Annotated in this window: 16 protein-coding genes and 3 tRNA genes; 7 read left to right on the plus strand and 12 right to left on the minus strand. The window is 74.7% G+C overall.

Annotated features, from left to right (window positions below; translation table 11 throughout):
• Nucleotides 1-98: 98 nt before the first annotated feature.
• Genes J4E96_RS20230 through J4E96_RS17750 form a run of 3 tightly spaced genes read left to right on the plus strand, consistent with a single transcriptional unit; the run spans nt 99 to nt 2,958 of the window.
• Nucleotides 99-659 (plus strand): hypothetical protein, encoded by a 561-nt coding sequence (locus tag J4E96_RS20230; RefSeq protein WP_264466161.1) that lies wholly within the window; start codon nt 99-101, stop codon nt 657-659.
• Entirely contained in the window at nt 656-2,266 is a 1,611-nt protein-coding gene (locus J4E96_RS17745; protein ID WP_227423362.1) for a sensor histidine kinase, read from the plus strand. The genes J4E96_RS20230 and J4E96_RS17745 overlap by 4 nt, the downstream gene beginning before the upstream one ends.
• On the plus strand, nt 2,263-2,958 hold the full coding sequence (locus J4E96_RS17750) for a response regulator transcription factor (protein ID WP_227423363.1): 696 nt from the start codon (nt 2,263-2,265) through the stop codon (nt 2,956-2,958). Before J4E96_RS17745 ends, J4E96_RS17750 begins: the two co-directional genes overlap by 4 nt.
• Before the next feature lie 85 nt (nt 2,959-3,043).
• Here J4E96_RS17750 and J4E96_RS17755 read toward each other — a convergent pair whose 3' ends face one another.
• Nucleotides 3,044-3,610, minus strand: a complete 567-nt coding sequence (locus J4E96_RS17755) for a hypothetical protein (RefSeq protein ID WP_227423364.1) — start codon at nt 3,608-3,610, stop codon at nt 3,044-3,046.
• A gap of 131 nt (nt 3,611-3,741) precedes the next feature.
• Here J4E96_RS17755 and J4E96_RS17760 point away from each other — a divergent pair, with 131 nt between their 5' ends.
• Nucleotides 3,742-4,767 (plus strand): adenosine deaminase, encoded by a 1,026-nt coding sequence (locus J4E96_RS17760; RefSeq protein WP_227423365.1) that lies wholly within the window; start codon nt 3,742-3,744, stop codon nt 4,765-4,767.
• Nucleotides 4,768-4,812: 45 nt separating this feature from the next.
• Here the strand turns inward: J4E96_RS17760 and J4E96_RS17765 are convergent, their stop codons facing one another.
• The 3 genes from J4E96_RS17765 to J4E96_RS17775 are packed head-to-tail and all read right to left on the minus strand — an operon-like array spanning nt 4,813 to nt 8,703.
• Nucleotides 4,813-5,955: a UDP-N-acetylmuramate dehydrogenase gene (locus tag J4E96_RS17765; protein WP_227423366.1), complete on the minus strand. Its 1,143-nt coding sequence runs from the start codon at nt 5,953-5,955 to the stop codon at nt 4,813-4,815.
• Between the two features lie 10 nt (nt 5,956-5,965).
• On the minus strand, nt 5,966-7,282 hold the full coding sequence (locus tag J4E96_RS17770) for an MFS transporter (protein ID WP_227423367.1): 1,317 nt from the start codon (nt 7,280-7,282) through the stop codon (nt 5,966-5,968).
• Nucleotides 7,279-8,703, minus strand: a complete 1,425-nt coding sequence (locus tag J4E96_RS17775; RefSeq protein WP_227423368.1) for an MFS transporter — start codon at nt 8,701-8,703, stop codon at nt 7,279-7,281. Before J4E96_RS17775 ends, J4E96_RS17770 begins: the two co-directional genes overlap by 4 nt.
• 158 nt (nt 8,704-8,861) lie before the next feature.
• Here J4E96_RS17775 and J4E96_RS17780 point away from each other — a divergent pair, with 158 nt between their 5' ends.
• Entirely contained in the window at nt 8,862-9,962 is a 1,101-nt protein-coding gene (locus J4E96_RS17780) for a LacI family DNA-binding transcriptional regulator (protein WP_227423369.1), read from the plus strand.
• Nucleotides 9,963-10,069: 107 nt separating this feature from the next.
• Here the strand turns inward: J4E96_RS17780 and J4E96_RS17785 are convergent, their stop codons facing one another.
• The 6 genes from J4E96_RS17785 to J4E96_RS17810 all read right to left on the minus strand — a co-directional run bounded on the left by J4E96_RS17785 (nt 10,070) and on the right by J4E96_RS17810 (nt 11,728).
• Entirely contained in the window at nt 10,070-10,510 is a 441-nt protein-coding gene (locus J4E96_RS17785) for a MaoC family dehydratase (protein WP_227423370.1), read from the minus strand.
• Nucleotides 10,507-10,995, minus strand: a complete 489-nt coding sequence (locus J4E96_RS17790) for an FAS1-like dehydratase domain-containing protein (RefSeq protein WP_227423371.1) — start codon at nt 10,993-10,995, stop codon at nt 10,507-10,509. The genes J4E96_RS17785 and J4E96_RS17790 overlap by 4 nt, the downstream gene beginning before the upstream one ends.
• A gap of 27 nt (nt 10,996-11,022) precedes the next feature.
• Nucleotides 11,023-11,190 (minus strand): 50S ribosomal protein L33, encoded by a 168-nt coding sequence (rpmG, locus tag J4E96_RS17795; RefSeq protein WP_227423372.1) that lies wholly within the window; start codon nt 11,188-11,190, stop codon nt 11,023-11,025.
• Nucleotides 11,191-11,282: 92 nt separating this feature from the next.
• Nucleotides 11,283-11,356: transfer RNA gene (locus tag J4E96_RS17800), tRNA-Met, on the minus strand.
• A 50-nt stretch (nt 11,357-11,406) separates the two neighbouring features.
• Nucleotides 11,407-11,479, minus strand: a tRNA-Thr gene (locus J4E96_RS17805).
• A gap of 167 nt (nt 11,480-11,646) precedes the next feature.
• Nucleotides 11,647-11,728: transfer RNA gene (locus tag J4E96_RS17810), tRNA-Tyr, on the minus strand.
• Nucleotides 11,729-11,868: 140 nt separating this feature from the next.
• Here J4E96_RS17810 and J4E96_RS17815 point away from each other — a divergent pair.
• Nucleotides 11,869-12,366 (plus strand): YajQ family cyclic di-GMP-binding protein, encoded by a 498-nt coding sequence (locus J4E96_RS17815; RefSeq protein WP_227423373.1) that lies wholly within the window; start codon nt 11,869-11,871, stop codon nt 12,364-12,366.
• Nucleotides 12,367-12,414: 48 nt separating this feature from the next.
• Here J4E96_RS17815 and J4E96_RS17820 read toward each other — a convergent pair whose 3' ends face one another.
• Nucleotides 12,415-13,056, minus strand: a complete 642-nt coding sequence (locus J4E96_RS17820) for an FMN-dependent NADH-azoreductase (protein WP_227423374.1) — start codon at nt 13,054-13,056, stop codon at nt 12,415-12,417.
• A gap of 91 nt (nt 13,057-13,147) precedes the next feature.
• On the opposite strand from J4E96_RS17820, the gene J4E96_RS17825 reads away from it, so the two are divergent.
• On the plus strand, nt 13,148-13,681 hold the full coding sequence (locus J4E96_RS17825; protein WP_227423375.1) for a MarR family winged helix-turn-helix transcriptional regulator: 534 nt from the start codon (nt 13,148-13,150) through the stop codon (nt 13,679-13,681).
• A 44-nt stretch (nt 13,682-13,725) separates the two neighbouring features.
• On the opposite strand, the gene htpX is transcribed toward J4E96_RS17825, so the two are convergent.
• The gene (gene htpX, locus J4E96_RS17830) at nt 13,726-14,598 is read right to left on the minus strand and encodes a zinc metalloprotease HtpX (protein ID WP_227423376.1); all 873 of its coding nucleotides are present in this window, start codon (nt 14,596-14,598) and stop codon (nt 13,726-13,728) included.
• Between the last annotated feature and the right edge of the window lie 70 nt (nt 14,599-14,668).

Genomic DNA, 14,668 nt, shown 5'->3' on the forward strand with positions numbered 1-14,668 from the left:
CGTCGCTTCCCGCCCCGGCCCCGGACGGCCGGGGTAGGGCGGCGGCCCGGCCGGGCCGCTCTCACGAGGCTCTCATCTGGGTCCGGGATACTCGTCGGATGCGTCATGTCCGCAGGCCCGTCGCGCTCGGCACCGCAGCCGTGGTGCTCATCGGCGCGCTCGGCGCGACGGTCGCTGGCGGCGGGGTTGCACGCCCGGAGTCCCCGCTCGGCGGCGGCGTCGTCCTCACGGCGCGGACGGCCGCCGCCCCGGGCGGTCCAGCCACCGCCACCCCGCCCCCTGACCGAGGTCCAGCGGGCGCGCCGCAGGCCGAGCCCGCCGTCGCTCCCGAGGCCGCCTCTGCCGCCGGGACTGCTCCCGCCGCCGGCGCCGAGCCCGCCGACGACGCACCTGCCGTATCCGAGGCCGCCGACGCCGAGCCGGTGGCCGAGCCCGTCGCGATCGCGGCCCCCGAGCCCGTCGCCGCAGCGCCCGCCGCCGGCGCAGACGCGTCGTCCGGTTCCGGCGCCCCCCGCGAGCGCTCGACCGACTCCGTCGACCAGGGCGGATGGGGCGACCGCGACGGGTCTGGCACGCGCTCCGGCGACGGGTCGGGCGACCGTTCCGGCGACGGGTCGGCCGACCGGTCCAGCGAGTCGAACGATCGCCACGGGCAGTGAGGGGCCGCGCTGTGCGCGGGCTCGCGTGGTGTCGCGGCCGCCAGCGCCGCATGACGGTCCGGGTGCGCGTGCTCGCCGCGGTGCTCGCCCTCGCCGCACTGGCGATGGCGATCGCCGGCGCGACCTCGACGGTCGTCCAGACCCGGCGCACGGACGCGCGCATCGACGACTCGCTCGGCCGTGCGGCCCAGGACCTGCGCGACTTCGCCCGGACCGATCTCGATCCCGCGACCGGCGAGCCGTTCGCGGACCTGGCTGACCTGCTGTACCTCGCCGTCCAGCGGCGCGCGCCCGCGGCGAACGAGGGCGCGCTCGCCCTGGTCGACGGTCGGGAGACGTGGCTCGCGGCCCGCACCGTGAGCCTGCGCCTCGAGGACGACCCCGAGCTCATGGCCGTGCTGCGCACGCTCGACCCGGCGACGGCGCCACGCCTGCGCACGCAGTCGACCGCGACGACCCAGTACCGCTTCGTCGCGCTCCCGGTCTCCGTCAGCGGGGACCCGGCGCAGGGGTTCTTCGTCGTCGCGGTGGACCGGAGCGCGGAGCACCGGGCGCTCATGGACTCGCTGCGCGGGTCCCTCGTCGTCTCGCTCGGCTCGCTCCTGATCATCGGCGCCGTCGGGTGGCTCGTCGTCGGCGGCCTCCTCCGGCCGGTGCGGCTGCTGCGCGACACCGCCCAGCGGATCACGGAGACCGACCTGACCGAGCGCATCGCGGTTACCGGCCGCGACGACCTGTCCGACCTCGCGCGCACCGTCAACGCCATGCTGGACCGGCTCCAGCGCGCCGTCGAGTCCCAGCGCGACCTGCTCGACGACGTCGGGCACGAGCTCCGCACCCCGCTCACCATCGTCCGGGGCCACCTCGAGCTGATGGACCCCGCCAACCCGGCCGACGCGCGCGCGACGCAGTCCCTCGCGCTGGCCGAGCTCGACCGGATGCACCGGCTGGTCGATGACCTCGCGACCCTGGCAATCGTGGACCGGCCCGACTTCGTCCGGCCGCGGCCGACCGACCTCGGCCAGCTCACCGACGACGTGCTCGACAACGCGCGGCTGCTGGGCGACCGGCGCTGGCAGGTCGAGGCCCGGGCGGACGCCGTCGTCGTCGTCGACGCCCAGCGCATCACCCAGGCCTGGCTGCAGCTGATCGCCAACGCCGTCCGGTACTCGCCCGCGGGGTCCCGCGTGCGCGTCGGCAGCGCCGTCACCCACGGTCGTGTCCTGATCTGGGTGCACGACGACGGCGCGGGCGTCGCGGCGCAGGACGCCGGCCGGATCTTCCAGCGGTTCGAGCGCGGAGCGCAGACGCGGGCCGCGCAGCGCGCGAACGGAGCCGGGCTGGGCCTGCCGATCGTCGCCGCGATCGCCGCGGCGCACGACGGCTCGGTCCGGCTCGAGCGGGCCCGGACCGACCAGCCCCCGACCGCGCCGGCGGCACCCCGGGAGCCCGACGCGTGGGGCCCGCTCGCGGGCGCCCGGTTCGTGCTCGACCTCCCGGCCGTGGAGATCCCCCGCGACGACGACCCCGTCGAGCTCGACCTCGACGCGCCCGGGCGGCCGGCGCCCGACCGCCGCCCCGGCGTCGAGCAGTCGGTGCCGCGATGACGCAGATCGTGATCGCGGAGGACGAGGCGCGGATCGCCGACTTCATCGCCAAGGGCCTCCAGGCGCACGGCATGTCCACGACGGTGGTCGCGACCGCACGCGAGGCGTACGAGCACGTCATGTCGGGGTCGGTCGACCTCCTGCTCCTCGACCTCGGGCTCGAGGACGGCGACGGGACGGTCGCGCTGCGCCAGCTCCGGGCCGCCGGGAGCGCCGTGCCTGTGATCATCCTGACGGCGCGCAGCTCGGTCGCCGACACCGTCGCGGGGCTCGACGGCGGCGCGGACGACTACATGGCGAAGCCATTCCGCTTCGAGGAGCTGCTCGCGCGCATCCGCCTGCGGCTGCGCACCGCGGTCGGGCTCGCCCCGGGAGAGCAGTCGACCCTCACGCACGGCCGGCTGACCCTCGACCTGCACACCCGCCGGATGCAGGTCGGCGCCCGCGAGGTCGAGCTGTCGGCGCGGGAGTTCTCGCTCGCCGAGGCGTTCATGCGGCACCCGGAGCACGTGCTCAGCCGCGAGCAGCTGCTGTCGCAGGTGTGGGGGTACGACTTCGACCCGGGCTCGAACGTCGTCGACGTGTACGTCCGCTACCTGCGGCGCAAGATCGGCGCCGAGCACATCGCGACCCTGCGCGGCATGGGGTACCGCCTGGTGGCCGCGCCCGAGGGCGACCCGCAGGGCGAGTAGGTCCGCCGCCGGCCCCCGGGACCAGGACGGCGAGAGCGCCCGGCACGGTCCGGGGGCTCTCGCCGTCGTGCGTCAGCGCGTGCTGCTACTTGTGGCCGCCGCGGTTGCCACCGTCGCGCTGGCCGCCGTCGTGGTGGCCGCCGTCGCGGCTGCCGTCAGCCGTCGCGCCGTCCCGGGCTCCGTCGCCCTTGCGGTCGTCGCCGCGCGCATGCGCCCAGGCGACCCGGTCCGCCTTCGCGACGTCGGACGGGTCGTCATTGTCGACCTCGTTCGCGACGCCGTCGCCGTCGCAGTCCTTCGGGTCGACGGGCGCGGGGGCCGGGGCGGGGGCGGGGGCGGGCTCGGCCACCGGCTCAGCGACCGGCTCGGCCACCGGCTCAGCCACCGGCTCAGCGACCGGCGCGGGCTCGGCCGGGATCGCGACCGCAGCAGCGGCCTCGGCCTCTGCCGTGGCCTCGGCGACGTCCGTCGCGGCCGCGGCGGCAGCGGCGGCGCGCACGTCGTCGGGCGCGGGCGAGGCGACCGGCTCGGACACGGACGCCGCAGGCTTCGCCTGCTCGACCGGGGCGGTGACGGTCGCGACCGCCGCGGAGGCGCCGAGGCCGACGACTCCGAGTGCGCCGGCGAGGATCCAGCTGACCTTGGTCTGCATGTGCGTGCTCCTTTCCACGGGCCGCTCGCTGCGGCCCGATGCCGTTCAGCGCAAGCCTGACCCGCGGACGTGAGAGGGCCGGGAGGCGGACGTGAGACTGCTCTCATCCGCGCAGCGGGCACACTGGGGCCGTGCGCGACCTCTCCCAGCTGCCGAAGGCGCACCTGCACCTGCACTTCACGGGGTCGATGCGGGTCTCGACGCTCGCCGAGCTCGCGGGCGAGGCGGGCGTGCGCCTACCCCCCGCCCTCCTCGACGGCGACCCCCTGCGCGTGCCGCCCAACGAGCGCGGCTGGCACAAGTTCCAACGCCTGTATGACGCCGCGCGGGCGCGCGTGCGCACCGAGGAGACGATGCGCCGGATCGTCGCGGAGGCCGCCGCGGACGACGCGGCCGAGGGCTCCGGGCGGCTCGAGCTCCAGGTCGACCCGACGTCCTACGCGCCGTTCGTCGGCGGGATCACGCCCGCGCTGGAGATCGTGCTCGACGAGGCCCGCGCCGCAAGTGTCGCGACCGGCGTTGAGGTCGCCGTCATCGTCGCGTCCTCGCGCATGCGGCACCCGTACGAGGCGCGCACCCTGGCCCGCCTGGCCGCGCGGTACGCCGGGGACGGGCCGGGCGACGTCGTCGGCTTCGGGCTGAGCAACGACGAGCGCCGCGGCGAGACCGCCGAGTTCGCCCCCGCGTTCGCGATCGCTCGGCGGGCCGGGCTTGCGTCGGTGCCGCACGGCGGTGAGCTGCTCGGGCCGGTGCACATCGACGACGTGTTCAGCCACCTGGCACCGGACCGGCTCGGCCACGGGGTCCGCTCCGCCGAGGACCCGCGGCTGCTCGAACGGCTCGTCGCGGCCGGCGTCGCACTCGAGGTGTGCCCGGCGTCGAACGTCTCGCTCGGCGTCTACGCCAAGCCCGCGCAGGTCCCGCTGCGCACGCTCGTCGACGCCGGCGCGACGGTCGCGCTCGGCGCGGACGACCCGCTGCTGTTCGGGTCCCGGCTGACGGCCCAGTACGAGTCGGCCCGCCACGCGCACGGCTTCATCGACGCCGAGCTCGCCGACCTCGCGCGCGGCTCGATCCGGGCGTCCCGCGCGAGCGCCGCCACGAAGACCCGGCTGCTCGCGGCCGTCGCCGCCTGGCTCACGAGCTCGCCTGCCTGACCTCGCGAGGCCGACTCGCGCCGCTCGCGCACGGCGCGACCGGGGCTACAGCGCGCAGCCCACCAGGACGGGCTCGGGCTCGAGGGTGACGCCGAACGCCGCGGCGACGCCGGCGCGGATCGTGCGCGCGAGGGTCAGCAGCTCGTCCGTCGTGCCGCCGCCGCGGTTCGTCAGCGCCAGGGAGTGCTTGGTCGACAGCCCGACGGCGCCCGGTAGGCCGAAGCCGCGGCCGAAGCCCGCGTGCTCGATCAGCCAGGCGGCGCTCGTCTTCGTCAGGCCGGGCTCGACCTCGCCCCCGCGCGGCCCCGACGACGTCGCGGGCCGTCCCGACTGCACCGGGAACCGCGGGGCGTCGACCGGCAGCGCGTCGGCCTGCTCGGGCGCCAGGATCGGGTTGGTGAAGAACGAACCGGCGCTCCAGGTGTCCGGGTCGTCGGCGTCGAGCACCATGCCCTTGCCGCGGCGGAGCTCGAGGACGGCGGCGCGCACCTCGGGCGTGCGCGCCCGCTCGCCCACCGCGACGCCGAGCCGGCGCGCGAGCTCGGGGTACTGGATCGGCGCCGACAGGTCACCGAGGTACATCTGCAGGCTCACGTCGAGCACCACGTACCGCGGCGTCGGGCCCCACGGCGTCGCCGGCTCGTGCAGCGAGCGCTTAAGGATCGAGGTCCGGTACCCGAACTCGAGGTCGACGAGCGGCAGCGTGCGCACCCGCGCGCGCTCGCGGTCCCACACGCGCACCGTCGCGACGACGCCCGCGAGCTCCTGGCCGTAGGCGCCGATGTTCTGCACCGGCGCGGCGCCGACGGAGCCCGGGATGCCCGACAGCGCCTCGACCCCGATCCAGCCCTCCGCGACCGCCCGGGCCACGACGTCGTCCCAGACCTCGCCGGCCGGGACCCGCACGCTCGCGCCGCCGCAGGTGTCCGCCGACTCGACCTCGATCCCCCGCCGCGCGTCGCGCACGACGACGCCGGGGAAGCCCGCGTCGGCGACGACAAGGTTTGAGCCGCCGCCGATCACGAGCAGGGGCTCGCCGGCCGCGTCGGCGCCGCGCACGGCCTCGATCAGCTCGGCCTCGGTGCCCGTCTCGACGAACCGGCCGACCGGCCCGCCGAGGCGGAGTGTCGTGAGGCTGGCCGCCGCCGTCGGCGCCGTGGCGTTCCCGCGCAGGGTGTTGAGGCTCATGCCCTCCAGATTACGCGGGCCGGTCGGCCGGGCGCCTGGTGCCGGCCGCGGTCGGCAGGGGCGCCAGCGCGCCGAGCACCGCCAGGCCGACCACGACCGGGACCGCGATCGCGAGCAGCGCGTGCCGGTACCCGACCTGCCCGGCGAGCAGCCCGAGCAGCGGCGGCCCCGCGAGGAACGCGGTGTACCCGATCGTCGAGACGACGCTGACGCGCGCGGCCGCCCGCAGCGGGTCGTCGCTCGCGGCGCTCATGCCGACCGGGAAGCCGAGCGCGGCGCCCGCCCCCCACAGCACGACGCCGACGAGCGCCAGCGGCAGGCTCGGCACGAGACCGAAGACGAGCAGGCCGACGATCGACAGCAGCGCGCACAGCCGCAGCACCGCGACGCGGCCGAAGCGGTCGAGCAGCCCCGTGCCGAGGAACCGCATGCCCGTCATCGCGGTCACAAACAGCCCGAACGTCAGGGCCCCGGCCGTGTGCGACTGGTCGAACCCGTCGACGACGGCGAGGCCGACCCAGTCGTTCGCCGCGCCCTCCGTGAGGGCCGCGCCGAGCACGACCAGCCCGATCAGGAGCGTGCGCGGCTCGAGCCACGCCCCGAACGCGTGCCGGGCCTGGCCCCGCGCGCCGGCCGGTCCGGCTGAGGCGGCCGAGGCGGCGGGTGCCGTCGCCGACGCCGCGGACGGCGCCCCCGGCAAGTGCACGGCCGACTCCGGCAGGAACCACCGGACGGCCCAGAAGACGGCGAGCAGGCTCGCGCTGAGCGCGATCGCCAGGTGCCCGAGGATGGTCGCGTCCAGGTAGGCGGCGAGCGCGCCGACCCCGGCCCCCGCCATCGTGCCGACCGAGAACCCGGCGTGGAACCGCGGCATGATCGCGCGCCCGAGGCGCTGCTCGACGGCCGCTCCCTCGAGGTTCATCGACGCGTCCCACACGCCCGTCCCTGCGCCGAAGAGCACGAGCCCGACGCCGACGACGACGAGCTGGCCGGCCTCGACCGCGGCGGCCGCGATGAGCAGGCCGCTCGTGCTCGTGACCGCGAAGGCCGCCACCGTGCGGCGGGCGCCGAGGCGCTGCACGACCAGCCCGGCGAGCGGGAGGGCGAGGAGCGAGCCGATCGAGCCGATGAGCAGCAGCACCCCGACCTCGGCTGCCGAGAGCTCGAGCTCGTCGCGCACCGCGGGGATGCGCGACGCCCAGTTCGCGAACGTGAAGCCGTTGAGCACGAAGACGGCGAACACCGCGACGGAGGCGGTCCGGGCCGTGCGATCGACCGGCGGGGAGGCAGCCGCGGCCGGCGATCCGGCCGGGCGTTGCGCGGTCACCGCACACCCGCGGTCGTGCGGTCGACGGTCACGGGGGTCCCCCAGGAGTCGGTCTCGCCGGTGGCACCGGCCGGTACGTGGTCAACCCGCGAGGCGCTCGGCGGCGCCGCATCGGGGCGTCTCGATTCTGGCATGCCGCCCCGGCCGGGCTCGGCGGCGGCAGGCTCGATGGCCGGCTCGGCGGCGGGCTCGCGCGCGACGCGGCCCGACAGGCTCACGCTGGCGACCATCGCGATCGTGATGAGCACGAGCGCGTGCCGCGTGCCGAGCCCCTCGGCGGCGAGCCCGAGCAGGGGCGGCGCGGCGAGGGAGGCGGTCGAGGAGAACGCGGAGACGACGGCGACCCGGCCGGCCGCGCGCAGGGGGTCGTCGGACGCGGCCGCGATGCCGTTCGGCACAGCCAGCCCCGCGCCGAGGCCCCACGCGACCACGCCGACGGCGGCCAGCGGCAGCGACGGCGCGACGCCGAACAGGACGAGCCCGCCGAGCGACACGAGCCCGGACACGAGCAGCACCGCGACCCGCCCGTACCGGTCGATGAGCCGGGTGCCGAGCAGCCGCACGACGGTCATCGACGCGACGAACACGCCGTACACGATCGCGCCGACCGACTCCGGTTCCCCGAACCCGTCGACGACGGCGAGCGCGAGCCAGTCGTTCGCAGCCCCCTCGGAGAACGCCGCCGCCATGATGACGACGCCGATCTGAAGGGTGCGGGGCTCGCGCCAACCCTTCAGCGCCGCGCGCAGCCCGACCCGGCCCCCGGCGACGACGACCACGGGGCCGCCTGCGCCGTCGTCGGCGGGATCGAGGATGACGTGGCGGGTGATGGCGAGGCGCCAGAGCGCGCTGATCGCCGCCGTGGCGAGGAACTGGCCGAGCAGCGAGACGTCGAGGTGCGCCGAGAGCGCGCCGATCCCCGAGCCGAGCACCGCCCCGATCGAGAACGCCGCGTGGAACTGCGGCAGCACGGTCCGGCCCAGGCGCCGCTCGATCGCGGACGACTCGACGTTCATCGGGACGCCGCCGAGCGCGAAGGACACGCCCGCCAGGAAGATGCCGGCGGTGAGCAGGTCGACCCGGCCGAGGGTCGGCCCGAGGCCCAGCAGCACGAACGCGAGCGTGAAGCCCGCCGTCGTGGCGTGCAGCGCGATGCGCCCGCCGAACCGGGTCACGATGACGCCGGCGGCCAGCACCATCGCGAGCGCGCCGACCGCGCCCGCGAGCAGCACCACGCCCAGCTCGCTCGGGGCCAGGTCGAGCGCCGCGCTCACCGACGGTAGGCGCGAGAGCCAGCTGGCCATGGTCGTGCCGTTGAGGGCGAACAGGCTCATCATCAGCCAGCGGGCCAGGACGAGGGGGCGGGGAGCCGGGGGCCGGGGGGCCGAGAGTTGGGGGGCCGCGGGCCGCGGATGACGCATGACGTTCCTTCTCGAATCGATTCGACTGGCGCTCGAACGGATCCGCGACCGGGTGGGTCGAATCGATTCGAGGCGTGGTTCCCAGTGTGTGGGTACGCTGGCGGCCCGTCAACATGATTCCCGCCAGCAGTCCCGGCGGCCGCCAGAAAGTGAGCCCGGTGACCTTTCGCCGCCCGACCCTGGCCGACGTCGCCGAGGCCGCCGGCGTCTCCGTCTCGACCGCATCCCTCGCGTTCTCCGGCGCCGGCCCGATCGCCACGACGACGCGCGAGCGCGTGCTCGCCGCGGCCGCCGAGCTCGCGTACGCCGGGCCGAACCCGCTCGGCCAGCAGCTGCGCAGCGGCCGGTCGGGCATCGTCGGGGCGGTGTTCGGCGACCGCCTGCGGCGCAGCTTCCGCGACCCGGTCTCGATCCAGATGCTCGACGGGCTCGCGCAGGCGCTCGGCGCGCACGACGTCGGCATCCTGCTGATCCCGTCCGAGGCTGGCGAGGTCCCGCAACTGGTCGCGCACGCGGCGATGGACGCCGCCGTCGTCGTCCTGTGCAACGGGCCCGACGACGAGGTGCTGGCGGCGCTCGCGCGGCGCGGGATCCCGGTCGTCGTGGTCGAGGGCGACCTCGCGGGCCCAGCCGGCCGCGACGGCGAGGACGGGGCGACGCGCGCGCTGACCGCGAGCGTCGGCATCGACGACCAGCGCGGCACCGAGGAGCTCGTGCGGGAGCTCCGCGCGCTCGGGCACGAGCGGTTCGGCGTCGTCTCGCTGCCGTACAGCCACGACCGCCGCCTGGGCGAGCCGGACCCGGCGCGGGACCCGCGCTCGGGCTACCTCGCCACGCGACGCCGGCTCGCCGGGATCGCGGCTGCGGGAGTCACGCCCGAGATCGTGATCGAGACGCCGGCCTCGCTCGTGGAGCACGGCCGCAGCGCCGGCATGCAGATCCTGTCGGGGCCGAACCCGCCGACGGCGATCATCGCGCTGAGCGACCTGCTCGCCTCGGGCGTCGTGCTCGCCGCGCGCGACCTGGGCCTGCGGGTGCCCGACGACGTCTCCATCGTCGGCTTCGACGGCATCGACCTGCCGTGGCTGGCCCCCGACGTGCTCGTGAGCGTCCGGCAGCCGCTCGCGGAGAAGGGCCGCCTCGCGGGCGAGGCCGCGATCGCGCTCATCGCGGGCACCGAGGTCCCGGCGATGATCATCCCGGTAACCCGCCAACCCGGCACAACCACGTCCCACCCAGGCCCCCGCCCCCCGCTCTGACCTGCGGCCCACCCCCACCCCCGACCCGGTTTTCAGGGGAATCGGTGCGGAATCCGCACACATTCCCCTGAAAACCGGGTCAGGGCGGGGCGGGGCAGGGCGGGGGGCTAGAGGCGGACCGTGGCCTGGGACTTTGCTAGGACTCGGGTTCCTGCGCAGGTGACCGTGAGGTCGATCCGGGCCGTTCCGGCCGCCAGGTCGATCGCGCCGACGGCGCCCGACACCTCGACGACGGCGGAGCCCGGGTCCGGCACGACGACCGGGCGGGTGAAGCGCACCTGGTAGTCGACGATGGCGCCGGGGTCGCCCGCCCAGTCCGCCACGAGCTGGACCGCGGCACCCATGGTCCACATGCCCTGCGCGATGACGCCCGGCAGGCCGACCTCGACCGCAAACCGCTCGTTCCAGTGGATCGGGTTGAAGTCCCCGCTCGCGCCGGCGTACCGGATCAGCCGCGCACGGTCGACCTCGAGCACCCGGCTGCCGATCGCGTCGCCCACGGCGAGCTGGTCCAGCTCGGGCGCGGTCCGCGCGCCGTCGGCGCTCACGCGCTCGGCTCCGACGCCGTTGCGGCGGCCGGCGCGGCCGGGGCGTCCCCGCGGACGGCGATCGTGGACACGACGGTCGCGACGGGCGCGCCGTCGTCGGCCGTGATCTCGACGCGCGTGCTGATCATCGCCATCCCGGCCCGCTCGAGGATCGAGTCGACGTGCAGGACCGTCGTGAGCAGGTCCCCGGCGTGGATCGGGCGGCGGTGGGTGAAGTGCTCGTCCGCGTGCACGACTCGGGTGAAGTCGATCCCCGCCGCGGGGTCCGCGATCAGCTGCTGCTCTGCGCGCTGGGCGATGACGACGGCGAACGTGGGTGGCGCAATGACGTCCGGGTAGCCGAGGGAGCGGGCTACCGCGACGTCGCGATGGGCCGGGTGAGTTGCCCCGACCGCCTCCGCGAACTCGCGGATCTTCTCCCGGCCGACCTCGTAACCGAGGCCCGCCGGGTACTCACGACCAAGAAAAGCGACATTGACCGGCATGTTCGATCTTCGCCTACGGGCGAGCGATCAGCGGGTCTCGCGGTGCTGGGTGTGCTTGCCGTCGCGCGGGCAGAACTTCGACAGCTCGAGGCGGTCGGGGTTGTTGCGGCGGTTCTTCTTGGTGATGTAGTTCCGCTCCTTGCACTCCACGCAGGCGAGAGTGATCTTGGGGCGGACGTCCGAGCTCTTGGCCACTTCGAGACTTCCTTCATATCTCGCGCCGCTTGCGCGACGCTCGTCATCTTCTACTGCGCGCCGCCGGCTGGCGCGCGAGCTTCAACGTTCGGTAGCGGGAGCGGGACTTGAACCCGCGACACCACGATTATGAGCCGTGTGCTCTGACCAACTGAGCTACCCCGCCAAGCCGGTGACGGCCTGGCGCGTGCTGCGCCAGCCCCTCGTACCGAACAGAGCCCCGAAAGGGAATCGAACCCTTGACCTTCTCCTTACCATGGAGATGCTCTACCGTCTGAGCTATCGGGGCATGGCGAGGAAAGGTTACACGCCAACGGCCGTCGCCGCGAACCGCCTCCCGTCGCCCCCGGCAGCGGGTGCGAGATTGTGCACTGGCTCACACGCGGATCCCCGGCGCGACCGTCCCGGCGCGACCGACAGAAACGGGGCGCCCTCGATGAGGACGCCCCGTGTCGGTGGCGGGTGAGGGATTCGAACCCCCGTAGGCGTTGCCAGCTGATTTACAGTCAGCCCCCTTTGGCCACTCGGGTAACCCGCCAGGCCGTGAACGCCGCGCTCCGAGGAGCACGGCGAGTGGTGCGGATGGAAGGATAGCAACTCCCGGGCGGGTCCCTTGCACCGAACCGCTCAGCACTCGGTCGCGCCGACGGCGCGGCCCGCATCAGCACAGGAGGAACCATGGCGAACGAGTCGTCGTTCGACGTCGTCAGCAAGGTCGACCGGCAGGAGGTCGACAACGCCCTGAACCAGGCAGCGAAGGAGATCTCGCAGCGCTACGACTTCAAGAACGTCGGCGCGTCGATCGCCTGGAGCGGCGAGACGATCGTCATGGCCGCGAACTCCGCCGAGCGCGTGCTCGCGATCCTCGACGTCTTCGAGACCAAGCTGATCCGCCGCGGCATCTCCCTCAAGTCGCTCGACACCGGTGAGAAGGAGCCGCAGCCGTCCGGCAAGGAGTACCGCCTCGCGGCGACGATCGTCGAGGGCCTGAGCAGCGAGAACGCCAAGAAGATCGGCAAGCTCATCCGCGACGAGGGCCTCAAGGGCGTCAAGTCGCAGATCACGGGCGACGAGCTCCGGGTGTCGGCCAAGAGCCGCGACGACCTGCAGGCCGTCATCGCACTGCTCAAGGCCGCCGACCTGGACGTCGCGCTGCAGTTCGTGAACTACCGCTGAGGTAGCGCCTGTCCGCGATCACGCCCGGGCCGGCGGCCCCCGGGCCCGTCAGGCGGCGCGGCGGCCGGCGAGCTGTGCGCCGGCCTCCACCGCGGCGGCCTCGGCGGCCGTGCGCATCGTCTGCGCCAGCTCGGTGAACTGATCGAGCGCGGGGTTCACGCCGACGAGGGTGAACTCGCGCTCGACCACCGTGAGGTCGGCACCCCAGGACTGGACCAGGATCTGCCGGAGGTACTCGATGTTGTGGTCCCAGCCCTCCCGCGGCGTGCCGGGCCCGTAGGCGCCGCCCCGCGTGACGACGAGGACGGTCGGCGTGCCCTCGAGCAGCCGGGTGCCCTGGGGCGCGCCGGCGATGGCGAGGTCGATCCACGTCTTGACGTGCTGCGAGACGCCGAAGTTGTACAGCGGGAGCGCCAGCACGGCGCTCGAGGCCTGCTGCAGCTCGGTGGCCACCTGCGAGGCGATCGCGAGCGCCTCGAGCTGGGCCAGGGTGCGGCTCTCCGCCGGTGTGAAGGTGCCCGAGATCGCGCCCACCCACGCGTCCGCGGGCAGCGGGTTCTGTCCCAGGTGACGCCGCACGACCGGCACCTCCGGGCGGGCGGCGGTGAACTCGGTCAGGACGAGGTCGGCAAGTGCGCCGCTGGCAGAGCGGTCGCCCTGGATGCTGGCGTCGACGCGGAGCAGGTGCATGGGATCTCCCGTGGGTGCTGAGGTTGAATGTTCAACACGAACTATACGCCCAGCGACTTGAATGTTCAAGACGGTTGCTAGGATCGCTCCTGTGAGTCCTGACACCCGCGGGGAGAGCGCACCCGTCGACGACGCGCCGTGGCTGACGGCCGACCAGCAGCGCGACTGGCGCGCCCTGCTGGGGCTACTGGCGATCCTGCCGCCGGCCCTCGACGCGCAGCTCAAGCGCGACGCGGGCGTGAACGGCTTCGAGTACCAGGTGCTCGCCGTCCTGTCGGAGGCGCCCGACCGCACGGTGGGGCTGAGCGACCTGGCGGCGCTGTCGCAGGGGTCGCTGTCGCGGCTCTCGCACGCCATCACCCGCCTCGAGCGGTCCGGACTGGTGGGCCGGCGCAGCTGCGTCAACCAGGGCGGCCGGCGCGCCGAGGCGTGGCTCACCGACACCGGCCTGGCCAGGCTCGAGGACATCGCCCCGGGCCACGCGCGCGAGGTTCGCCGCCTGGTCATCGACGTGCTCAGCCCGGAGCAGCTGACCGCGGTGAGCGACGCCGCCCGGGCGATCACGACGGCTTACGCCGCCGAGTGCGACGGAGGGCAGGGGTTGCTCGGGCAGTCCTGCCCGTAGCGGGAGCGCGGCGCCCTCAGTGCGGCGCCCTCAGCGCGGCGCCCTCAGTACAGCGGGCCCCCGGCCATCGCCTCGAGGCGAGCGATGCGCTCGCCCATCGGCGGGTGGGTCGCGAACAGCTTGCCGACTCCCGCGCCGCGGAACGGGTTGGCGATCATCAGGTGCGAGACGTCGACGAGGTCCCGGTCCTGGGGCAGCGGGGCCCGCTGCGTACCGGACTCGAGCTTGCGCAGGGCCGAGGCGAGGGCGAGTGGGTCGCCCGTCAGGCGAGAACCGTCCTCGTCGGCGTCGTACTCGCGCGTGCGGCTGATCGCGAGCTGGATCAGCGACGCGGCGATCGGGGACAGGATCGCGAGCGCGAGCGTGCCGAGCACGTTGCCGCCGCCACGGTCGCGGTCTCCCCCGCCGAAGAAGAGCAGGAACTGGGCGAAGGACGTGATGAGGCCCGCGACGGCGGCCGCGACGCTCGACGTGAGGATGTCCCGGTTGTAGACGTGCATGAGCTCGTGCGCGAGCACCCCGCGCAGCTCCCGCTCGTCGAGCAGCTGGAGCAGGCCCTCGGTGCAGCACACCGCGGCGTTGCGGGGGTTGCGGCCCGTCGCGAACGCGTTGGGCGCCGCGGTCGGGGACACGTACAGGCGCGGCATCGGCTGGCGGGCGGCCGTCGAGAGGTCCCGCACGATCCGGTACATCGAGGGCTGTTCGAGCTCGCTCACCGGCCGCGCGCGCATCGCGCGGATCGCGATCTTGTCGGAGTTCCAGTACCCGTACCCCGTGCCGAGCAGGCCGACGGCCGCGAAGACGAAGAACAGGCTGCGGTTCCCGCCGCCGACCAGCGCGTAGATCAGCAGGAGCACGGCCCACATGACGCCGAACAGCGCGGCCGTCTTCAACCCGTTGTAGTGCCGGTGACCCATCTGCCGTCCTCGCCCTCGTGCGCCCTCGTGCCGCGGCAGTCGTGCCGCAACGGTCCTGCTCGGACAACGC

It is taken from the genome of Pengzhenrongella sicca (assembly GCF_017569225.1).
In the GTDB taxonomy this organism is placed as follows: Bacteria; Actinomycetota; Actinomycetes; order Actinomycetales; family Cellulomonadaceae; genus Pengzhenrongella; species Pengzhenrongella sicca.